A 21,391-nucleotide genomic window follows, 5' to 3' on the forward strand; every position below is an offset into this window, starting at 1 on the left:
ATCTTGATTTTTTAACGATCCGGAATTAGATAGGCCGCATGGCTATTCGTGAAATTCTGACTGTACCCCACCCTGTTCTTAAACAGGTCTCCAAATCCGTCGACGTTGTCACGGACGATATACGTCGTCTGATGGATGACATGCTGGAAACCATGTACGACGCGCCCGGCATTGGCCTGGCGGCCGTGCAGGTCGGTGAGCCGATCCGTGTCATCGTCATGGACCTGCAGGAAAAACCCGAAGACGATCCCGAAGGTGAGGGCGTGAAAAAACCGCTCTATTTCGTCAATCCGGAAATCGTCTGGAAGTCCGAAGAACTGGCGCCCTACGAAGAAGGCTGCCTGAGCGTTCCGGAAGTCTATGACGAGGTCCAGCGCCCGGCGCGTGTGCGCCTGAAATATCTCGACTATAACGGCAATGAAGTCGAGGAAGAGGCCGAGGGCCTGTTCGCCGTCTGCATCCAGCACGAGATGGACCATCTCGAAGGCGTGCTGTTTATCGATCATTTGTCCAAGCTCAAGCGCGATCGCGCTGTCACCAAGGTCAAGAAGCTGCGCAAGGCCGCGTAAGGCTTGCTGAGCTGAGCAATACCGATTAGACCCTCGCGACAACCGTTGCGAGGGTCTAATCATATGCGCCTGGCCTTTATGGGCACTCCCGAATTCGCCGTGAAGGCCCTGGCTGAACTGGTCGCGGCCGGTCACGACATAGTCTGCGTCTATAGCCAGCCGCCGGCGCCGAAAGGCCGTGGTCAGGTTCTGAGCCCATCGCCAGTGCATGAATTCGCGCAAGGCCTGGGCCTTGAGGTGCGCACGCCGAAATCGATGAAGGACCCTGACGCGATTTCGGAATTCCAGGCGCTCGATATCGATGCCTGTATCGTCGTCGCCTACGGCCAGATCCTGAAGGCCGCCGTGCTCGATCATCCGCGCCTGGGCTGTTTCAACCTGCACGGTTCGCTGCTGCCGCGCTGGCGCGGGGCCGCGCCGATCCAGCGTGCCATCATGGCCGGCGACAGCTTTACCGGCGTCGAAGTCATGCGCATGTCGGAAGGGCTCGATGAAGGCCCGATCATCCTGTCCGGCCGCGTTGAAATCACGCAAGACGATACGGCGGGCACAGTCCATGACAAGCTGGCCAATCTCGGCGCATCGCTGTTGCCGGTGGCTTTGGCGGCCATCGACCGTGGTGGCGCCAAGGAACAGGCACAGGTCGGTGAGCCGACCTATGCGAAGAAGATCACGCCGGAAGAGGCGCGGATAGACTGGAACCGCCCGGCCCGCGATCTCGATTTCCATATTCGCGGTCTGTCGCCGTTTCCGGGCGCCTGGACGATGATCAATTCGCCGAAGGGCGAGGTGCGGCTTAAAGTTTTGATGTCGCGCTTCGTAGATGAAAAGAGCGGCGAGGTGCCGGGCACGGTGCTGTTGGGCGGCCTGAAGGTCGCGACCGGCGACGGCGTCATACAGTTGCTGCGTGTCCAGCGCGAAGGCAAGGCGGCGCAGGACGCAGCAGAGTTTCTCAATGGCGCCGGACTGGCGCCGGGGGATCAGTTGTTATGAAGGTCGGACGTCTTCCCTTCTCCCCACGGAGAGGGGAGAAGGTGGTCGAACGCGTTCGACCGGATGAGGGGTTCGACTGCGTCCGCGCGCGCAACTGCCAGACCCCTCAGGCTCGCCGCCCTGTGCCTAACCCTCTCACCTTGAAAGGGGAGAGGGGAGGAAGAAAGCGGGGAGAGGGGATTAATAGCCATGCCTCGCTATAAGCTCCTCGTTGAATATGATGGCCGACGGTACAAGGGCTTCCAGGCCCAGGGCGATCTGCCGACCGTACAGGGATCGATCGAGCGCGCCATCCTGGCCTTCAGTGGGCAGTCGCTGCGCTTGACGGCAGCGGGGCGGACCGATACGGGCGTCCACGCTACCGGTCAGGTCGTTACCTTCGATCTCGACAAGCCCTTCAAGCCCGGTACCGTCCGTGACGCTATCAATGCCTACCTGACGCCTGAGCCGATTGCGATTCTCGAAGCCGAAGAATGCGATCCGGACTTTTCGGCGCGGTTTTCGGCAACGGGCCGCATGTACCTGTTCCGCATCCTCAACCGCCGTGCGCCGCCGGCGATCGACCAGGGGCGCGTCTGGCACGTCAAGAAGCAGCTCGATGCCGAGGCCATGGCCCAAGCCGCGAAAAGCCTGGTGGGGACGCACGACTTCACGACGTTTCGCCATATCGAATGCCAGGCGAAGTCACCGGTCAAGACGCTGGATATCGCCCGCGTCAAACGGATCGGCGATGAAATTCATCTGGTCTTTGCCGCGCGCTCCTTCCTGCATCGCCAGGTACGCTCGATGACGGGCACGCTGGCCGAAGTCGGGATTGGCCGATGGGAAGTGGCAGATGTGGCAAAGGCCCTAGCGGCAAAAGACCGCACGGCCTGTGGTCAAGTCGCACCGCCGGAAGGGCTGTTCCTGACCCATGTCACCTATGAAGATGAACCGAACTTCGAAGCATACGCCTCAATCAAGGCGGTATAGACATCGGTCAGGGCCTCAAGCTCCGCTACCGGTACACATTCGTTGATCTGGTGCATGGTCTGGCCGACAAGGCCGAACTCCACGACGGGGCAGAGATTGCGGATAAAGCGCGCGTCCGACGTGCCGCCGGTCGTTGAGCGATCCGTCTCGATACCCAATTTATCCTGAATCACATCGGCGATCAGGTCGATAAACGGGCCCGGTTGTGTCAGGAAGGCCTCGCCCGAAATGGCGCAGGCAACGTCGATTTTCGCACCCGACCGCGCGGCGTGTTCGGCGGCCACGCTTTCGAACCATTGGCGCAGCTCTGCGCCGGAATGGGCCGGATTGAAGCGGATATTGACCCGCGCAGTCGCCGACTGGGGGATAACATTGGTCGCTGTGTTGTTCGTATCGATAGTGGTGATTTCGAGGTTCGACGGCTGGAACGACTGGTAGCCGTCATCCAGCACGCGGCTTTTCAGCGTGCCCAACACATCGACCAGGACTGGCAGGGGATTGAGCGCGCGCTGCGGATAGGCGACGTGGCCCTGCTTGCCGGTGACGGTAAATGTGGCGTTGACCGAACCGCGCCGGCCGACCTTGATCATGTCGCCCAACTGTGCCGAAGACGATGGCTCACCGACGATGCAGTGGTCGATGACCTCGCCCTGCGTCTTCAGCCATTCAACCACCTTGACCGTGCCGTCCGTCGCGACACCTTCTTCGTCGCCGGTGATCAGGAAGGACAGCGAGGCTGTGACATCGACACGCGAAACGGCGGCGATCCAGGCGGCGATGGCGCCCTTCATGTCGACGGCGCCGCGCCCGATCAAGGCGCCTTCATGGATTTCGGCGCCGAACGGATCATAGCGCCACAGCGACCGCACGCCACCGGGCACGACATCGGTATGGCCGGCAAAGCAGAGGTTGGGCGATGCCGTTCCGCGCCGCGCGTACAGGTTTTCGATTTCGCCGAACTTCAGCCGCGTGCAGGCAAAGCCGAGCGCCGTCAGATGACGTTCAACAATATCCATCGCGCCGGCATCGGCGGGCGTCACCGACGGACGCGCAATCAATTCCTGTGTCAGGGCGACGGGATCGAGCATTTGGACTTTGTGCGACATAGCGCTTCCTGTAAGACCCTTCGCAAACCGGGAAAAGCCAAATCTTTACCAGGTTTTTCATTTGGGGCGCACCGTGACCACTCCGCTCAATACCACCGATACCGGCGCCGGCCTGCCACCGCCGATCGAAGACAACCGCCATCCCTTGCAGATACCGGATTTTCGCGCCTTCTGGCTGACGCGGCTATGCGGTGTGCTGGGCACATCGGCGCAAAGCGCGGCTATAGCCTGGCAGGTCTATGAGGTGGCGCGGCGGACCAATGGCATTGCCGAATCGGCGCTTTATGTCGGCCTGATCGGCCTGGCCCAGTTCCTGACCCTGTTTGCCTTTACCCTGCCGGCGGGGATTGTTGCCGACCGCTATGACCGCAAGGTGATCGTCGCCTGCGTCATGGTCGGGCAATTGCTGCTGTCGCTGGCCTTTCTGGCCTATGCTTTTCTGCCGCATCCGCCATTCTGGGGGTTGTTCGCGCTGTCGGCGGTGTTGGGCGCCTTCCGGGCCTTCAGCGCCCCGGCCAGTTCCGCTATCGGTCCCATGCTGGTGCCCAAGCACATCCTGCCCAAGGCGATCGCCGTCAATGCGATGGCGTTCCAGACCGGCCTGATCGTCGGCCCGGCGCTGGGTGGTGTGCTGGTCGGCTTTTCGCCCAAGTTCGCCTATGGCTTCTGCGCCGTCCTCACACTGGTGGCGGCCGTCATGATCTTTACCATCAAGGCGCCGACCGCGCCGGATGCGCCGTCGGGTTCCAAGACACAGATGCTGCGTGAAGGCATGAAGTACGTCTGGGAAAAGAAGATCGTCCTGGGTGCGATTTCGCTCGACCTGTTCGCCGTGCTGCTGGGCGGGGCGACGGCGCTGATGCCGGTGTTTGCGCGCGACATCATCGTCCAGGACACATGGCTGCCAGCCGGTGTGGCCTTTGGTATTTTGCGCGCTTCGCCGGCCATAGGCGCTTTGGGGATGTCGCTTTACCTGTCGCTCAAACCCTTGCGGCGCAATGCCGGGCCGTGGATGTTTGCTGGTGTGGCGATTTTCGGTCTGGCGACCGTGGTGTTCGGCCTGTCGACCAATGTGTGGATCTCGATCGTGGCGATCGTCATTCTGGGTGCAGCGGACATGATCAGCGTCTATGTGCGCGGGACATTGATCCAGATTGTGACGCCCGACCACATGCGCGGCCGCGTCGCCAGCGTGTCCTACCTGTTTATCGGGGCTTCGAATGAGCTGGGCGAATTTGAAACCGGCGTGATGACGCGGATCATGGGACCGGTGACGGCAGCCCTGTTTGGTGGCGTCGGGTCGCTGGTTGTGACGGGGCTCTGGATCAAGCTCTTCCCCGAGCTGTGGAAGACTGACAAGCTGGAGTGATCCCCGCGTTAAATCGGCGTGAAAATTCTCATTTGTTCCGTGCCCACAGTCGCAGGATCGGAGGCAGGACCTGAGAATTCTACCCAATTTGCGATAAAACCACCGTTGGGCAAGGCTGTGACGGTATTGTTGCCGGTAAGCTTTGAGACTTGGTCAATTGTGAACTCGCCGCCCTTTTTTTCACCATTCGCCGTGAAAACCTGGCCTCTAACGCTGTCGTTCGGCGTCGCTTGTATCAGCGATGAGTCAAACCACGTGACAATAAAATCTCCGGACGTCAGAAGTGCGGCGTGGGAATAGTATTGCGAGTCTTGCAACGTCGTGTTCACACGAAACCGTTCGCCTATTTTTTCGCCGTTATTGTTATATATCTGGCCGTAGACGCTGGAAAGGGAGAGGTCATCTCCTTTTTGGCTAAAGGTGACCACAAACTTTCCGTCTTTAAGTGGGGCGATATTGGCGAGATAAACGGCTTCGGGAAAAATATTGACCAGGATTTCACTACCAATCGGCGAGAGGGTATCGCTGTAAATTCTTATTGATAGACGTTTTTGTTCCGAATGGACGAGTACGGCGACCCTGCCATTGCTCAGATACGCCGGCGAAGGTACCGCTACACCGGTATCGTGTTCAAGAACCGGGGTGAACGACTGCTGAGGTCCGGCTTTTTGTCCGTTGGGCTGTAGGATTTGCAGTTTTACATCACCTGTTATCCAACTGACGACAAACCGGTTGTCCGACGTGGCGACGACCCGAATACTGGAGCCCGGGTCTGCCGTGTCGCAGGCAAAAGGCGTGCCGATCTTTGCGCCATTGTCATCGAATACCTGCGCATATATGTGTCTGCCTGCGGTCGGTAACTGATTTTGATCCCCCCATACGACGACGAAGCCTCCGGAACTCAAGGCGACGATATCGGGAAGGCTTCCGAAAAACGTTGGGCTTGCGGTATTGACGAGAATTTCAGATCCTATTTTGGCGCCTGCAGAGCTGAAAATCTGTACCTTTATTTCGGAGTTGTCGGTTTGCCAGGCTACCGCAATATTTCCGTTCGACAGGATTGCAGGCTTACGAAAATCGGAGGCGTAGAATGTAGCGTTGCGCACGTTGCTCCATGTACCGAACTTGCTTCCGGATGAGAAGGTGAGCCCGGCGCTGCTCGAGCTTGAGGTAGACGAACTGGAAGATGATGTTCCGCCGCCCCCTGAGCCGCCGCCCCCTGAGCTGCTGCCACCGCCGCCGCCGCAGGCATTCAATACCGATGCTATGACAGGTAAGCCAACCGTAGCAGCGAGAAGCTGCCTGCGTGATAGATGCATGATATCCCCCCCTTAAACACCGGACGATATTAGACGAATGAATGGATGTACAGAGCGGTTTCTACTGAAGGCCGTATGAATTCGCCGGTATCTTGTTATGCGATATCGGCGCTTGGCGAACCGCAGGCTAAGTTTTACTGCGGTGATAGGTCAGGGCGGCTGCGATGCAGGTTTTCACGGCTTCTTCCGGTAGCAGCGCGGACAGCGGCATCAGCACAGCCCGATTGCCCTCATAGGTGAAGATTTCCGGAAACAGGCTGCGGAAAGTCTCGACCAGCGTCGTCTGGCAATTGAAGTAGAGCGCACAGACGTCTGGCGAACGCGGCTTCCAGTCCATGCGGATCGTCGTACCGCTGCGGCTGACCGGCGTCAGATAGGCTGGCTCGCCCCATTTCAGGGTTTCTTCCAATGCGCCGACATCGGGCAGTTGTGCTGCCACCTCGAACACAAGCCGGCGCAGGGCCAGCATGTGCGGCCTCGCCATGTCAGGATAATTATCGAAAACAGCCTGAACGCGCGTATCGGGAAACGGCGTCATGGCGTTTGGGCGCGATATTTAGCCGAAAACCGCTGAACACTTTTCGGCATATAGCTTGGGCGGTTACCGCATGCCGCGCGTCGACGACAGGGCCGGCTTGAGCGGCATCAAGTCGTTCTTGCGCATGCGACTGGGCTCGGTCTGGGCGATGAGCGCCGCCTTCTGCACTTCGGGACGGCTGGTCGCGTCCTCGTTCTCGTAGTGATAGGTGCTGGCCTTCATCGCCACGGCATGCGAGATTGACGGCTGGTCCTCGCGCTTGACTTCGGCGGCGGCGATCATGGTGTCGATTTCGCGCTTGCGGGCGCGGAAGGCGATCATGTCCTGGCCAATAAGGATCTTGGACTGCGGCACCTTGGCGCTGCGGGGATCGATTGGGTGGCGGTTGCTCCACACTTCGAAGTGCAGGTGCGGACCGGTTGAACGGCCGGTCGTGCCGACATAGCCGATGACCTCGCCCTGACGGACGCGCTGGCCCGGACGGACCTTGATCGCCGACATGTGGGCGTAGCCGGTTTCCCAGTTTCCACCGTGTTGCAGGCGGACCCAGCGGCCATAGCCGCCCCACCACTTGGCGTCGGCAACGACGCCATCGCCGGCGGCCAGGATAGGCGTGCCGGTCGGTGCGGCGAAGTCCATGCCGGTGTGCATGCGGTTGAAGCCGAGGACAGGGTGGAAGCGCATGCCGAAGCTTGACGAAATGCGCGCGCCATAGACCGGCGTGGTCAGCAGGAAGCCCTTGATATTCTTGCCATTCTCATCGAAGAACTGGACGTCGCGGCTGCCTTGCGGCTGGAAGGAGTAAAAGCGGCCGACGCCGCCCTTGGCCTCGACCTCGGCATAGAGCAGGTTGCCGGCTTCGACCGTGCGGCCGCTTTCGGTCACCTTGCGGTCGAAGACCAGCTTGAAGGTATCGCCGGCCTTGATGTCGCGCTGGAAGTCGAGCTTGTGCGCGAACAGGTTGACGACCTGATTGGTCAGGGCATGCGTGGCGCCGAGTGTGGCGGCCGACGAGAACAGCGAGCCATTGAATTCACCGATGGCGATCAGGCGTTCGTCGCGCACGGCTTCTTCAAGCGCGCGCAGACGCATGGCCCCGTCGCGTGAGGTGGTGAGCGTCAACTGCTTGGCGACGCCGGTGCGAACCGTCAGGCCGACCAGCTGTGCCGGACGCGTGCTGCCTTCTACCGCAGGGGCGATCGCCGCCTCCATCTTGGCGCCGGGCTTCAGCGTGGAAATGTTAAAGGCTTTGGACAGCAGGTTGACGGCGGCCTTGGCTTCGGCTGGGGCGACACCGGTGCGGATAACCGCAGCCGTCAGGTCTTCATTCTTGCCGAGCGCGATGTCCATCTCGATGGGCTGGCTATAGCCGGGGCGCGCGGCGGCTTCGGCATAGGCCTGGGTTTCCAGCGCCAGGGCGGCGGCCGGGTCCATCGGCGCGGCAACGGGCAGGGGCTGGAGGACCTTCCACATCAGGGTTCCAACCGTCAGCGCAGTCGCCGACGCAAACAGCATCGGCGTCAGTCGGACGGGTTGGCGACGGGGATCGAGTTGGGCCATGGTACGCGAGTTACTTCCTGTTGATCGTCGGTGGCTGGCCTTCTGGCCAAGCAAAGGGTCTTCAAAGTCTGCGCCGCCGTTTTTTCCGGCGATCGCGGTTCCTGAGTTCTGCCCACAGTGCGACAGAACGAAAACATCACTTTAAGGTCTTCCGGTTCAAAAGACCCCCGGCGGACAGCTTTAAAGCTGCCATCCGACTATAGCCTCCGGACCATGAGCTGAGTCTCACGTTCACGGAAGGCCCTGCATACGCCGAAATGAGGCGAAAATGAGGCGATTTTGCCCGGGTTCACGGGCAGAAAAGCCTGCCCTTGATATGTGAAACTGGTTAAGATGAGCCTTCGAATGTCCTAATGAAGGGTTAACAGCTCATCCATAGCGAGCAGTGGTGTTCACTGTTATGCTCTAACACCTTCATAAAATATGAAAAATCGCGGCGAAAATAAGGTGCGGCTAAAAAAACACTGTCAATAGGCCCAGCGCCAGATTTCAGCCGCATTCACTATCTTATGCTTTGAAAGTTTTTCGATATGTCCACAATTTTTAACAGGTTTCGTCCATAGTGCGAACTCGAAAGTCCTTACGAGCAGAAGCCCGTCCTGAAATCCGATGCCTGAGAATCGCCCACATCGAGACGATGAAGCCCTATGGTTTCCGGCGCACATGAGCGCAGGCGACAGCTTCCTGCGCGTGACGCGGCCCGATGGTGCGCCTGCGGGCGGCGATGACGATGACGGCATTGGTTTGCCGAACCGCCGGCCGCCCGGTGGTGGCCGTCGTCCTCCGAAAAAAGGGGGTCTGAAGGCGCCGACCTGGCTGTGGGTCGCCCTGGTCGGTACGGCTGCCGTCGGCACCTTGCTTGTGGTCGCGCGCAAGGAAATCGCCGCCGAGATCACCGAAGGGTGGCTGAAAGGGCAGGGCGTTTCTGCCAAGGTCAAGCTTTCCAAGCTGTCCTTAAGCCGTGTCTCAGGCACGATCGTCATTGGCGACGAAAAGCACCCGGACGTCAGCGTCGAACGCTTCGACGCCGAGTACAGCCTGCATCCGTTCGCCGGTAAAGGTCAGCCGCTCTTCCGGCTGAAGACCCTGCACGCCGTCCATCCGCTGGTCGCCGTGGTCATCAAGGACGGCAAGCTGAACTTCGGCAGTATCGACAAACTGGTCCAGACGGCGCTGTCGGCGCCATCGACCGGTGCGCCGCCGCCTGACAGCATTATTCTGGACGACGCCACGGTCCTGCTGCAGACCGACTACGGCGCGCTGAAGACCTTTGGCGACGTCAGGATGCGGGCCGGTCAACTGACCGACCTGTCACTGAAACTGCCGAAATCACAATTTGAAGGCGCCAAGGGGTCTGGTGAAATTACAGGCGGCTACCTGACGGCCAGGGCGGTTGCCGGCAGCCGTCTGGAGGTTCACGCCCGGCTGGAGGCTCCGCGCTGGGATCTGCGCGATGTCGCGGCCAGCGAAGGTTCAGAGGGCCACGATTTCCGTGCCCGCAATGTCGCTTTTGCGCTCGATGGCCATGTCCCATACCGCAAGGCAACGGGGCTGGCCGCACTGGCTGGCAAACTGGACACGACGGTAACCTTAAGCGCCGCGAGCATCGATGGCGCTTTCGGCAACACGAAGAACCTGAACACCACCCTGCGTCTCGACGGCCAGACGAAGGCGAGCGCCAAATATGTAGAATACGAGGGTGCTGCCGCGCTGCAATCGCGTGCGGGAGCACTGAAGACCGCCGATATCGATACGCAAGGTCTGCGCCTCGATGGCCCGGCTCTGGGCCTGCGCGCCCGCTATGACGTCAAGGACGGCCTGACACTGGCAGCCGGCGGTGCGCTGACCGGCGAAGCCGGGGCCTTGCGCCAGGGCGGACTGTCCGTGCGCTCGGCACGCCTGAACCTGACTAGCCTGTCTGCCACGCTGAGTTCGGCTGAGACCAAGGCCGATTTCAAAGGCAATCTGAGCCTCGCGCAGGCATCGGTTTCCGATATCGCCCTGAGCGGCGTGCGCGCGCCGGTGTCGGGCACGGTCAACGCCATTCCCGGCGAATGGTCGGTCAAGCTCAGTTCGGACCTGACCGGTACCGCCAGCTACTCGGGCTTGAAGCCTTTGGCCGACGGCCGTAGTAAAGACCCGAAGACGCCTGAGGGCGACGACATCGTCGCGCTCGACCGCGCCGTCCAGCGCTTTACCCTGCGCGCCCGGGGCCTCAAGGTTTCGCTGATGGGGCAGGCGGCCATGCCGCCGCGCTACGATATCCGCCTGAGCGGCGCGACCGCCGACCTCAACGGCGGCGGCCAGGCCGTCCTGACACCTGAAAAGGCAAAACCCGTTCTGTCGACAGAGGCCATGGGTGGTTTCGGTGTGACCATCGCAGGCGCGGACCTGCCCGAACTGGCCTTGATGGTGTCAAAGTTTGGCTACGCCAATCCGTCAGATCCCTCGCGCCTCAGCGGCGCCTATCGTCTGAACGGCGAGTTGACGACCGTGCCGGTCGAAGGCGTGCGTTTCGACGCGCGTGGCGGCTTTGCCATTGCCGATAACGGCTTTACCGCAACGCTCGATGCGCCGGTCGCCATTACGGTCCGATCGGCCGAACTCGGGACCCACGTCGAAAATGTCGTGGCCACTATTGCGCAAAGAGATGGCGCCTTGGTGCGCGTCTCGCCATCGGGCTGGCGCGTCAGCGGCGCCTATTCGGGGCTGGCCCTGACTGCACCGACCGAAGCACTGAAGCTCAGCGGCGGGCAAGGCAATTTCGACGCCTTCTCGCAAGGTTCGAGCGATGTCCTGGGCCTCAAGCTGACACTGACGGGCGGGACAGGCGCCGATGCCCTGGCCGACGACAAGCGCCGCTTTAACCCCATGCGGCTGAGCGGCACGCTCGACCAGGACACGCGCCGCATCTCTGGCCGGTTCGTCGCGGCGATTCCCGCCGTGGGTGGCGCGCCGCTGCCGGTTATCGCCATCGGCCTCGACAACGACCCGCTCAGTGGCAAGGGCCGCCTGTCCTTCGACACGATCGATCTCAAATTTGCGCCGGGCGCGCTGCAGCCGCATCACCTGAGCCCGCTGGCCAGCACCATCATGACCAGCGATGTGTCGGGTGCAGCCAGCTTTACCGGCCGTTTCGACTGGTCGCCCGCCGGCGGTTCCAGCGGTGGCGTGCTGGTGACCGAAGGCATGAACTTCACCGGACCGGCTGGCATCGCTGAGGGCCTGAAGGCGCGCATCGTCTTTACCTCGCTGGCACCGCTTGAGACCGCACCGAACCAGAAGGTCACGGTCAGCCGTATCCAGTCGGCCGTCCCGTTCGAGAATCTCGATCTCGGCGTCCAGTTCAAGGGCGACCACGTCGCCGTCGAAGGCGCCACCGTCCAAAGCCCCGGCGGCCCTATGCGGCTGGAGGCCATGCGCCTGCCACTCGACGGCGAAACGCCGATCACCGGCGTCGTGGCCTTCAACGGTCTCGACTTCGGCAAGATCGTCGCCGCGACCGACCTGCGTCAGCACATGACCTTCGAAGGCAAGCTGACCGGCCGTGTGCCGTTTACGTTGATCGGCGATCATATGAGCTTTACCGATGGCGGCATGGCGGCCGATGGTCCCGGCCGGATCTCGATCCTGCGTACCGGCGTCGCTGACGTCGCCGCCACGGGTTCGGTCACTTCCGACACGACGGCTGAGGCCGGGCAGACTCCGGCAGAGTTCAATCCGTTCCAGGATCTCGCTTTCCAGGCCATGGAATTCCTGAGCTACGAGCAGTTGGATGCGCGGATCAATTCGCTGCCTGACGGGCGCGTCAATGTGAACTTCCACATCAAGGGCCATTTCGATCCGCCCCAGCGCCAGAAGGCGACCGTGTCGATCAGCGATTACTTAAGCGGCAAGTGGATGCAAAAACCCATCAAGCTGCCGTCCAATACGCCGGTCGAGCTGAACCTCGATATCCCGGTCAATTTCGACGACATCCTCGCCGGCTTCAAGCCGCGCGGCGATTGAAATCCGCCACTTGGAGCCTTGCCCGCTTCAGATGAAGCAGGGCAATGCTCCAGATTCTCATTTTGTTGCATTTCCTGGCGACGAACCGGCATCCACTTCGCCGGGAAATGCTCTAAACTGAACGATAAGTCCGGCTTCCGTTCAGCCACGGTTCAGCCTATATCTGCGATTATATGCGGTATGGAAGAGAGGAACCGGTAATGAAGCACACACTGTTCGCGGCCGTCGCGGGCGCATCGGCACTGACGCTCATGGCCTGCACGCCGTCGGTCAATGTCAATGTCAACCTGGCGCCAATCTACGCCAAGCTCGACATCAACGTGAAGCATCAGCTCGACGAGGACATGAAAGCCCTCGTTCAGCAGAACCCGAACCTGTTCTGAGGGGTATGTCATGACCAAACTGTCTATGTTTAAAGCGATCTGCATCGCCACCGTCCTGGCCGTATCGGCTGTCGGCGCCACCGCGCTTGTTGCCTCGCCGGCCATGGCCGATGTTGCTGCTTCGAAGGCCCTGGTCGATGCCGCCAAGAAGCAGGGCGTCGTTGGTGAAAAGAGCAATGGCTATCTCGGCTTCGTCAAGGCGTCGTCGGATACGGCGCTGAAGGCTGCGGTCGATGAGATCAATGCCGGCCGCCAGACCGTCTATACCCAGGCGGGCGCCAAGAACGGTGTCTCGGCTGACGCCGCTGGCCAGGCGACCTTTGTCAACCTCATCAAGCCTAAGCTGGATGCGGGTGAGTATTACCAGGATGCCACCGGCAACTGGGTTAAGAAGTAAGCCTGTCATCCTGATGGATTGGAAAGCCCTTCGCGATCGTTCGCGGAGGGCTTTTCTTTTTCTTCTCCTCCCCTATCCCCTTCTCCCCACAAAGAGGGGAGAAGGTGGTCCGGAGGACCGGATGAGGGGTTGGTTCAACGCACACGGTATAGACGGATAAAACCCCTCACCCGGTTTGCAAGCAAACCACCCTCTCCCCTCTTCGTGGGGAGAGGGGAAGGCTGAGCAACCTTATTTTCTTCCATTCACCCTATGTTACCGTCCGGCATATATCCTGCAAGGCGAGCCGAGAATTCTCCAAACGGGATAGGTTCAGGGGTTAGGGACATGCCGCAAGACCAGATCAAGCCATTGACCAGCCTGCGTTTTTTCGCAGCGCTGTGGGTTGTCCTCTATACCTATATCCACGAACTGCAGGGCGCAGTCGCTGTTCCTTTGCTGGACAAGGGCTATCTTGGCGTCGACCTGTTCTTTATCCTGTCGGGCTTCATCCTGTCCTATGTCTACCTCGAAGCCTTCGGGGAGGGGCGCTTTGACTACGGCAAGTTCGTCGTCCACCGCCTGGCGCGCGTCTATCCGCTGCATATTGCCACGCTGGGCTTCACCCTGCTGCTGGTCACGGCGGCTGCGATCAAGGGCATCACGCTCGACGGCAATGCCGCCAACTGGGCGGCGCTGCCGGCGCATCTGACCCTGACCCAGGCCTGGGGCCTGGCGCCGACCGCGTCTTTCAACCATCCGTCCTGGTCGATCTCGGCAGAGTGGTTCGCCTATCTCAGCTTCCCGGCTGTTGCCGCCATGGCATGGCCGCTGCGCACCCGTCCGCTGCTGGCCGTCGGCCTGGCGGTGGTCTTCCTCGTCGCGATTAATGCCGTTTTTGCTGCGATTGCCGGCTTTCCGCTGACCAAGGCGACCTTCCACTGGGGCGCCCTGCGAATCGTCCCGACCTTCCTGTTCGGTTCGGCGCTCTATCTCGCCTGGCGGTCAGGCCTTGTGGCCTCGCCCTGGGCGGCGCGAATCGGTTCCGTGGCTGGCATGGGTGTGGCGCTCGCGGCCGCGCATTTCGGCGTGCCGGATGCGCTTGTCGTCATCGCGCTGGGTCTGGGCATGCTGGCCATGGGCGGTCTTGGCCCTGACGGCAAAGGCATCCTGTCATCGAAGCCGCTAGTCTATCTCGGCGAAATCTCGTTCGCGACGTATATGATCTACGTGCCGTGGAAGTGGGTCTATTTGAAGGGGATAGATGTGGTTCTGGGCTTGAACGGGGCTGCACTTCCCGTTATGTGGTGGTTAATCGGCCTTGTGGCCCTGGTGCCCCTGTCAATGCTGGCGCACCATCTGATCGAGCTTCCCTTCCGCCGCGTCGTGCGCCGGTGGGGGGAGCAACTGGTTAACAAAACCTCCCCCAAGGCAGCGTAACGCGGTTAATTTATTTACGCCGTTCACGCGAAAATTTCTTGAAATTTAATTTTTGTGTTGTACCTAAGTCACTCGGACTAACAGTGATGGAGTACAAGTGCATGCGGAAATACCTTTCGGCCCTGATTTTCGCCGTATCAACCCTGTGTGCCACCAGCGCGATCGACGCGCAGGCCGCCCCCAAGAAGACGACCAAAGTCGCTGCCGCTAAGGCTAAGAAGTCCGCAAGCCCTTACCTGCAATGTGTGCAGTTCGCCCGTCAATTCACGGGTATTCAGATTTTCGGTGACGCCTGGACCTGGTGGGAAAAGGCTAACGACAAGTACGAAGAAGGCCAGGCGCCGAAGCCCGGCGCGGTGCTCGTCTTCAAGCCGCAGGGCAAGATGCGTGTCGGTCACGTCGCCGTCGTCTCGCAGATCGTCACGGATCGCTATATTCAGATCACCCATGCCAACTGGTCGCCGATCAATGGCCGCCGCGGCCAGGTCGAAAAGGACGTCAACGTCCTCGACGTGTCGGAAAAGGGCGACTGGAGCAAGGTCAAGGTGTGGTACGGTCCGCTGAACGACCTGGGCACCACCATCTACACCACCTACGGCTTCATCTATAATGAGGCGGAAGGCCAGACCAAGGCCGCCCACGGCGCCGCCAAGTCCACCGTCGATGAACTCAATGCCGCGCAACTGACCGTTGCTGCCGCCGATACAAACGAACTCAAGGCGGTCCTCGCTGCCACGCACGCCGACAAGTCCCGTCCCGTCACTGTTGCGGCCCACGCTTCGGGCGCTGCCGCCAAGGAACTGGTCGCGCGCCTCGACGCTAATGTCGAGCAGACCCGCGTCGCCAGCCGCGATGTCGATCACCGCGTCAAGGCGGCTCCGGCCCGTCAGCAGCTTGCCAACCAATAAGCCGCTGCGATAGAATTTTAAAAGAGCCCGGTGCGAGTCTCTCGCGCCGGGTTTCTTATTGGGATACGCAGCCATGCTGACCATCTACAAACGGATCTGCGAAACCCCGCCGCGCGCCCGCCGGCCCTTTAGCCGCGCTGAAGCGCCAGCGGTTACCCAGGTCACCGAAGCCGTCGGTGAAGCCGCGGACGTTGACGACAGCGCCGTCTGGCTGGACCTGCTGGAACCGACGCGTGACGAGGAACTGGCGCTGGAAGCGCACCTCGACCTGGCCCTGCCGACGCAGGAGGATATGGTCGAGATCGAGTCGTCGAGCCGGCTGTATATCGATAAGGGGGCCGCCTTCATGACAGCCCAGGTCGCCTTTTACGGCGGCCTCGATCACCTGCAATCGGGACCGGTTACCTTCGTCCTGTCGAAGGACCGGCTGATCACCATCCGCTACATCCAGCCGACCTCGTTCAAACTGTTTGGCGACCATATCGAGCGCCAACCGCACATCTGCATGAGCGGCACGGAGGTCTTCCTGGGCCTGCTTGACGTGCTGATCGACCGGACCGCCGACCTGATCGAAAAGACTTCGGATGAAGTTGATGAACTGTCGCGGACCATCTTCCAGAGACGGCGGACCAAGCCGCTCGAACTCGTGCTGAACGATCTGGGCGGTCTGCAGAACGACATCGCCCGTATCCGCGATTCGCTGCTGTCGCTCACCCGCCTGAGTGTCTTCGCGGCCGGGCTGGAACGCGGCATTACGGGGCTGAAGGGCGAGGATGACCGCGAGTACGATGAGCGACTGCGCACCATGGCCCAGGACCTGGTGTCCCTAAGCGACCACGCCACCTATGTGACGGGCAATATCACTTTCCTGCTCGACGCGGCGCTGGGCTTCATCAACCTGGAACAGAACAATATCGTCCGGCTGATCTCGATCACCTCGGTGATCTTCCTGCCACTGACCCTGATTGCGTCGATCTACGGTATGAACTTCGACGCCATGCCGGGGCTGCACAGCCCGCCGGCTTTCTGGGTCGTCGTGGCTATCATGGTCGCCATCGCCGGCGGACTTCTGTGGTGGTTCAAGCTGCGCCGCTGGTTATGAGTCCTGCGCCGGCACGCCCTGGTTACAGCTCGCCGATGGGCAGCAGCCGGGTATAGGCCGCATGCTCCGGGGCTTCACTGACGACGCGCTTGCGCCGGCTCAGGTAGTCGCCAGGGGTGTGTCCGGTGAAAAATTTGAATTCCTTGTTGAAATGCGCCTGGTCCGAAAACAAGAAATCCTGGGCGACCGCAGTCCAGCTCATCGGGCGTGGCCGGTCGATGGTGTCGATAATCTCCTGGATACGATATAGGCGGGCCAGCCGTTTGGGCGAGACACCGACGACGCTGTTGAACAGGGAGATCAGGTGCTTGGGCGTAAAATCGGGCAATGAAGGCGCCTTCCCACGCTCGGTCAGGGCGTCGGCGGACCTCAGGGCCTGAAGGGTTGGGGCGATTTTTTCGAACTTGGCCGTACGGAGGATGCGCGCGGTCAGCAGGCGCTCCAGCAGGATGAACCGCGCCTCGGGGCCATCCGCGTGGTACAGCCGTTCGCGCAACTCCCCGCTAAAGCGCCCCCAGATGTCATCGAGCGCAACGAGTTGATTGTGTACGGCGTTGATGTCGAAGCCCAGCAGGGCGTGGGCGCCGCCCGGCCAGAAGGTGACGCCTATGAAGTCAGGATCGTGGGGCCAGACAACGGTGTGGTACTGGTCCCATACGCCCATGAACCAGCCATTAGGATCAACGGCGAAGGCTTCGGATTCACCCGGGCGCTTCGCCGTAAAGCTGCCACCAAAATTGATTTTCAGGTCGGTCATGGGCGAAGGCAGCACTTTTTCTTCGCGGTACGGCAATTTGCCCGTCGGGCTATAGAAGTAGCGAACGAAGCGGTTCAGGGGGTATGCCGGTGTGTGGACCTGGAATGACATGGAGATATTGTCTGCCATCTCCAGAGATTTTCAACCGGAATCGAACGGCGAAATTTTCCATGCGAGGTTAATAAAATACAATTCGCCGGCTTCGACATGGTCTATGGCGGAAAAGCGCCGCCGCGCACACAACAGGAAATGCAGGTAAAGATGACCACCTTTCTTCTGGCAAATCGGCTGCCGTTTGCCGTGGGCGTTGCCGGGCTGGGCGCCGTATGCCTGGCTTTCCAGGACTTTGCCCTGCAATGGCAGTCGGCCCCGGAGTGGCTGAAGCCTGTCCCTTTCGCGGCGATCGCCAGCGCTCTGTGGCTTCTGGCGACCGGGATTGCGCTGGCCGTCAAGCGCCTTGCATTTCCGGGGGCGGTATCCGCTGCGATCCTGTTCGGTGTCTGGACATTGGTGTTTCACGGCCCGCTGGCGGCGCAGCAGCCGGCGCAGGTCTATGTCTGGCTCGGCGTCGGCGAGGCCGGCAGCCTGATGGCGGCGGGTCTGGCGCTTGTCGGTGTCGGCACGCAGAATGCCCGCCTGATACTTGGCGCACGGATTGTCTTCGGGCTATGCGCGGTCGTGTTCGGGATAAGCCATTTCGCCTATGCCGAGATAACGGCCAAGATGGTGCCGGGATGGCTCCCGGTCCCGCTGGGTTGGGCCTACCTGACCGGTTGCGGCCACCTGGCTGCCGGCCTGGCACTGGTTTCGGGCGTGCAGGCGCGGCTGGCGGCGGGCCTGGAGGCGGCAATGTGCGCGTGCTTCGTGATATTGCTGCATGTCCCGCGCGTCGTGGCCGCCCCGGCAAGCCAGGTCGAATGGACGATGCTGTGCGTGGCCCTGGCGATTACCGGGGCGGCATGGGTAATCCGCGTTTACGCCACAAAGCCGGGCGTGTTGTCTGCAAATGATTCAGTGGCTGTGCAGGTTTAAAATCAAATATCCCACAGATTTTCTATAGAGCGCTGTTCCGATTTGAAAAAAAAACGGGGCGGTGCTTTATTTTTATATTGATCAATCCACGTATTTATAAAAAGCCATTTCCTGCTCGACCGCCCCTATTTGCTCAAAATCATAAGGTTAAAATTATACAATCCAGCGCATCAGTCCGCGGTTATTTTATACGCGACTGTTCCTTTTGAGGTGCGTTCGATTTTGGCGTTTATTCAGGTACCGCGCCGACCCGGGCTTTTCCTCGCAAGGGCTGTCTCCCAACCTGGTTGGGGCCGCGCAAGTCTGCGGCCCCATTTTTTCCGAACAGGCCCTTAAGGGCGGAAGCGAAAAGCAGGCGGGTGGCGGGGCGCAGGGCTCCGCCCAATGAAAAAGGTCAATCAAGAACCAAGTTGGCGATACCAGAAGAGGGAATAAACATATGACTACCCACCTATCCATCACGCCGGGTGCGCTGCGCAAGGCTATCCTAAGCGGCGCGTCCGCCCTGGCCCTTTGCGCCGTGGCTGGCGCTGCGATGGCCCAGGACGCGGCCCCGGCTCCGGCGGCGGACTCCGACGTTGTCGTCGTCACCGGCGTTCGCGGCTCGCTGCAACGCGCGATGAACATCAAGAAGAACGCCACCGGCGTCGTCGACGCTATCTCGGCCGAAGACATCGGTAAGTATCCGGACACTAACCTGGCCGAGTCGGTCCAGCGCATTCCGGGTGTCTCGATCGACCGCGTCAACGGCGAAGGCTCCAAGGTTACGGTTCGTGGTTTCGGCCCGGGTTTCAACCTGGTAACGCTCAACGGCCGCACCATGCCGACGGCCTCGATCGACCTTATCGGCACCAGCAACACGTTCGCCGGCGGCGGCACGCGTAACTTCGACTTCTCGAACATTGCCGCCGACAGCGTTTCGGGCTTCGAAGTCTACAAGACCGGCAAGGCCAATGTCGCTTCGGGCGGCATCGGCGCGACCCTGAACATCAAGACCCTGCGCCCGATCAACAAGGCCGGCTCGACCGGTTCGCTTGGTATCAAGGCACTGCACGCCGACAATCTGGTTGACGGCAAGGACTGGACTCCGGAAGTCACTGGCGCCTACAGCTGGGCCAATGAGGGCCGGAGCTTCGGCGTCGCGCTTTTCGCCCAGTACATGGAACGCGACAACGCCACCCGCCAGGCGTCGCAGAACAGCTGGAACCTCGACCCCCGCACCCAGTTCTTCGACCCGAACAGCGGCCGCCTGCGCTACGCGTCGGACAAGACGACCCTGCTGACGCAGATTGAAAATGCGCCCCCGACGGGCTCGCTGATCGCCTATCCGAACGATAGCCGTTATGCCCTGTCGCAGACCCACAACAAGCGCACCAATATCGGCGCCACGGTCCAGTTCCGCCCGGCGGAAAACTGGCTGCTGACGGTCGACGCCGTGTACGTCGAAAACCAGGGTTCGGAACAGCGCGCGGAACAGACCAACTGGTTCAACCGTCCGTTCGACAAGATCACCTTCGAGCAGGGTGAATCGGGCATCTATAACGCCCTGTACCTGCAAGAAAACGAAAACGGCACCAAGGACGTTGGCTTCGAGCAGCAGCTTCTCGGCCAGAAGAATACCCTGCAGTCGATCGGCTTCAACGCCAAGTGGGACATCAACGACAAGGCGTCCTTGACCTTTGACGTCCATAGCTCTGAAGGCAAGGCGACGCCGAATAATCCGAACGGTACATCGTCGGTGATGATGTCGATCGGTGCACCGGTCATCAAGGATCACTCGGTCGATTTCCGCAGTGGCGTTCCGGTCCAGAAGTACACGGTGTGGGACGGCAATCCGATCTACCAAACCAACTCTTCCGGCCAGCTGACCAACTCGGCCGGCACGGTCATCGTTGACGCCAACGGCGCCTACCTGCCGGGCTTCTCGGCCGCCAACCGCGTCATCACCGGCTACCGTGGTAACAATAACGGCAAGCTGGATGTCGGTGATCTCGGCAGCCAGGTGGCCCGCATGGCGACTAACAGCCAGACGCACACAATCGACGAAGCCAAGGTTGACTTCACCTACGACTTCGACGGTGAAAGCCGTTTCGACGCCGGTATTGACCTGATCAAGTCGAAGATGGAAACCACCACAGGCAGCACCTATCAGGCGCTGGGTGACTGGGGTATCGGCAATCCGGGCGACATCGCCCAGTACGCGCCGGGCCTGGTCGAGACCTATAACCTCGGCGAACTGTTCGAGGATTTTGACGTTGGTCAGTCGGATATCGCCTTCCGCGGCAATGCGCTCGACATCTATACCGCCATGGCCAAGTCGTCGCTGTACAACACGACGATCCCGAGCGCGGCCTTGACGTCGAACAGCGTCGAGGAGCAAATCACCGCTGCGTACGGCCAGTTCACCATGAAGGGCGACTTCCTGGGCCGCCGGGCAACCGTTGTCGCCGGTCTGCGCTATGAGAAGACAGAGGTCACGGCTTCGGCCCTGCAAAGCACCCCGGTTGCCATCCGCTGGACGGCTGACAACGACTTTACGGTCGACAGCAGCTCGACGATTGTCGCGCAGTCGTATCAGTCGGACTATAGCAACTGGCTGCCGAACCTCGACATCTCGTGGGAAGCCATGGATGACGTGATTCTTCGCGCTTCGTTCTCCAAGACGATCGCACGTGCGGCCTATAGCAGCCTGTACGCGACCACCGCGCCCGGCACGCCGCCGCGTCCGACCGCCAACGGCACCAACCCAACGGCAACACGCGGCAACCCCGCCCTGCTGCCGCTGGAATCGTCGAACGTCGACTTCTCCGCTGAATGGTACTACGGCAGCGATTCCTACGTGTCGCTCGGCTTCTACAACAAGGACGTCAGCAACTTCGTCGGCACCGGCCGCATCCAGGCGAACCCGTTCGCCCTGCGTGACCCGTCGTCTGGCGCTGCTGGCTCGCGTTCGGGCATC

General features: G+C 60.8%; 17 protein-coding genes. 12 read left to right on the forward strand and 5 right to left on the reverse strand.

Annotated elements, in window-relative coordinates:
- Positions 1–38 precede the first annotated feature (38 nt).
- The 3 genes from def (at position 39) to truA (ending at position 2,534) form a co-directional block, all read left to right on the forward strand.
- On the forward strand, positions 39–569 hold the full coding sequence (gene def, locus AC1DON_RS21640; protein WP_476936906.1) for a peptide deformylase: 531 nt from the start codon (positions 39–41) through the stop codon (positions 567–569).
- 63 nt (positions 570–632) lie between these two features.
- Positions 633–1,562: a methionyl-tRNA formyltransferase gene (gene fmt / locus AC1DON_RS21645; protein WP_476936907.1), complete on the forward strand. Its 930-nt coding sequence runs from the start codon at positions 633–635 to the stop codon at positions 1,560–1,562.
- A 189-nt stretch (positions 1,563–1,751) separates the two neighbouring features.
- Complete coding sequence (truA, locus tag AC1DON_RS21650) at positions 1,752–2,534, forward strand: tRNA pseudouridine(38-40) synthase TruA (RefSeq protein WP_476936908.1); 783 nt, start codon at positions 1,752–1,754, stop codon at positions 2,532–2,534.
- Here truA and dapE read toward each other — a convergent pair.
- Positions 2,483–3,640: a succinyl-diaminopimelate desuccinylase gene (gene dapE / locus AC1DON_RS21655; protein ID WP_476936909.1), complete on the reverse strand. Its 1,158-nt coding sequence runs from the start codon at positions 3,638–3,640 to the stop codon at positions 2,483–2,485. The genes truA and dapE overlap by 52 nt on opposite strands.
- Before the next feature lie 73 nt (positions 3,641–3,713).
- Here dapE and AC1DON_RS21660 point away from each other — a divergent pair, with 73 nt between their 5' ends.
- The gene (locus tag AC1DON_RS21660) at positions 3,714–5,009 is read left to right on the forward strand and encodes an MFS transporter (protein WP_476936910.1); all 1,296 of its coding nucleotides are present in this window, start codon (positions 3,714–3,716) and stop codon (positions 5,007–5,009) included.
- Positions 5,010–5,017: 8 nt separating this feature from the next.
- Here the strand turns inward: AC1DON_RS21660 and AC1DON_RS21665 are convergent, their stop codons facing one another.
- From AC1DON_RS21665 to AC1DON_RS21675, 3 genes are all read right to left on the reverse strand, one after another.
- Positions 5,018–6,328, reverse strand: coding sequence for a hypothetical protein (locus AC1DON_RS21665; RefSeq protein ID WP_476936911.1), 1,311 nt, complete (start codon positions 6,326–6,328; stop codon positions 5,018–5,020).
- 127 nt (positions 6,329–6,455) lie between these two features.
- A complete protein-coding gene (locus tag AC1DON_RS21670; protein ID WP_476936912.1) occupies positions 6,456–6,866 on the reverse strand; it encodes a DUF1801 domain-containing protein in 411 nt (136 codons plus the stop codon).
- Positions 6,867–6,929: 63 nt separating this feature from the next.
- Complete coding sequence (locus AC1DON_RS21675) at positions 6,930–8,426, reverse strand: peptidoglycan DD-metalloendopeptidase family protein (RefSeq protein WP_476936913.1); 1,497 nt, start codon at positions 8,424–8,426, stop codon at positions 6,930–6,932.
- Positions 8,427–9,089: 663 nt separating this feature from the next.
- Here AC1DON_RS21675 and AC1DON_RS21680 point away from each other — a divergent pair.
- The 6 genes from AC1DON_RS21680 (at position 9,090) to AC1DON_RS21705 (ending at position 16,643) form a co-directional block, all read left to right on the forward strand.
- A complete protein-coding gene (locus tag AC1DON_RS21680; protein ID WP_476936914.1) occupies positions 9,090–12,434 on the forward strand; it encodes an intermembrane phospholipid transport protein YdbH family protein in 3,345 nt (1,114 codons plus the stop codon).
- A 200-nt stretch (positions 12,435–12,634) separates the two neighbouring features.
- A complete protein-coding gene (locus AC1DON_RS21685) occupies positions 12,635–12,817 on the forward strand; it encodes a YnbE family lipoprotein (RefSeq protein WP_192619184.1) in 183 nt (60 codons plus the stop codon).
- Positions 12,818–12,827: 10 nt separating this feature from the next.
- Positions 12,828–13,214, forward strand: a complete 387-nt coding sequence (locus AC1DON_RS21690; RefSeq protein WP_476936915.1) for a YdbL family probable chaperone protein — start codon at positions 12,828–12,830, stop codon at positions 13,212–13,214.
- 327 nt (positions 13,215–13,541) lie between these two features.
- Positions 13,542–14,633, forward strand: a complete 1,092-nt coding sequence (locus tag AC1DON_RS21695) for an acyltransferase family protein (protein ID WP_476936916.1) — start codon at positions 13,542–13,544, stop codon at positions 14,631–14,633.
- A 101-nt stretch (positions 14,634–14,734) separates the two neighbouring features.
- Positions 14,735–15,541, forward strand: a complete 807-nt coding sequence (locus AC1DON_RS21700; RefSeq protein WP_476936917.1) for a CHAP domain-containing protein — start codon at positions 14,735–14,737, stop codon at positions 15,539–15,541.
- Between the two features lie 73 nt (positions 15,542–15,614).
- Positions 15,615–16,643, forward strand: a complete 1,029-nt coding sequence (locus tag AC1DON_RS21705; protein WP_476936918.1) for a magnesium transporter CorA family protein — start codon at positions 15,615–15,617, stop codon at positions 16,641–16,643.
- Positions 16,644–16,665: 22 nt separating this feature from the next.
- Here AC1DON_RS21705 and AC1DON_RS21710 read toward each other — a convergent pair whose 3' ends face one another.
- Positions 16,666–17,511, reverse strand: a complete 846-nt coding sequence (locus AC1DON_RS21710) for a helix-turn-helix domain-containing protein (RefSeq protein WP_476936919.1) — start codon at positions 17,509–17,511, stop codon at positions 16,666–16,668.
- Between the two features lie 150 nt (positions 17,512–17,661).
- On the opposite strand from AC1DON_RS21710, the gene AC1DON_RS21715 reads away from it, so the two are divergent.
- Together AC1DON_RS21715 and AC1DON_RS21720 are read left to right on the forward strand one after the other, a co-directional pair.
- Positions 17,662–18,432: a DoxX family membrane protein gene (locus AC1DON_RS21715; RefSeq protein ID WP_476936920.1), complete on the forward strand. Its 771-nt coding sequence runs from the start codon at positions 17,662–17,664 to the stop codon at positions 18,430–18,432.
- A gap of 439 nt (positions 18,433–18,871) precedes the next feature.
- Positions 18,872–21,391, forward strand: a 2,520-nt coding sequence (locus AC1DON_RS21720; RefSeq protein ID WP_476936921.1) for a TonB-dependent receptor, incomplete at its 3' end; no start/stop codon positions are given.

Source organism: Asticcacaulis sp. P4_H10, assembly GCF_056400965.1.

Coding starts and splice junctions, on each gene's coding strand:
- AC1DON_RS21685 (WP_192619184.1), top strand. CDS start 12,635: ATGAAGCACACACTGTTCGCGGCCGTCGCGGGCGCATCGGCACTGACG.
- AC1DON_RS21710 (WP_476936919.1), bottom strand. CDS start 17,511: ATGTCATTCCAGGTCCACACACCGGCATACCCCCTGAACCGCTTCGTT.
- AC1DON_RS21705 (WP_476936918.1), top strand. CDS start 15,615: ATGCTGACCATCTACAAACGGATCTGCGAAACCCCGCCGCGCGCCCGC.
- AC1DON_RS21715 (WP_476936920.1), top strand. CDS start 17,662: ATGACCACCTTTCTTCTGGCAAATCGGCTGCCGTTTGCCGTGGGCGTT.
- fmt (WP_476936907.1), top strand. CDS start 633: ATGCGCCTGGCCTTTATGGGCACTCCCGAATTCGCCGTGAAGGCCCTG.
- AC1DON_RS21680 (WP_476936914.1), top strand. CDS start 9,090: ATGAGCGCAGGCGACAGCTTCCTGCGCGTGACGCGGCCCGATGGTGCG.
- def (WP_476936906.1), top strand. CDS start 39: ATGGCTATTCGTGAAATTCTGACTGTACCCCACCCTGTTCTTAAACAG.
- AC1DON_RS21670 (WP_476936912.1), bottom strand. CDS start 6,866: ATGACGCCGTTTCCCGATACGCGCGTTCAGGCTGTTTTCGATAATTAT.
- truA (WP_476936908.1), top strand. CDS start 1,752: ATGCCTCGCTATAAGCTCCTCGTTGAATATGATGGCCGACGGTACAAG.
- AC1DON_RS21695 (WP_476936916.1), top strand. CDS start 13,542: ATGCCGCAAGACCAGATCAAGCCATTGACCAGCCTGCGTTTTTTCGCA.
- AC1DON_RS21675 (WP_476936913.1), bottom strand. CDS start 8,426: ATGGCCCAACTCGATCCCCGTCGCCAACCCGTCCGACTGACGCCGATG.
- AC1DON_RS21700 (WP_476936917.1), top strand. CDS start 14,735: ATGCGGAAATACCTTTCGGCCCTGATTTTCGCCGTATCAACCCTGTGT.
- AC1DON_RS21690 (WP_476936915.1), top strand. CDS start 12,828: ATGACCAAACTGTCTATGTTTAAAGCGATCTGCATCGCCACCGTCCTG.
- AC1DON_RS21665 (WP_476936911.1), bottom strand. CDS start 6,328: ATGCATCTATCACGCAGGCAGCTTCTCGCTGCTACGGTTGGCTTACCT.
- dapE (WP_476936909.1), bottom strand. CDS start 3,640: ATGTCGCACAAAGTCCAAATGCTCGATCCCGTCGCCCTGACACAGGAA.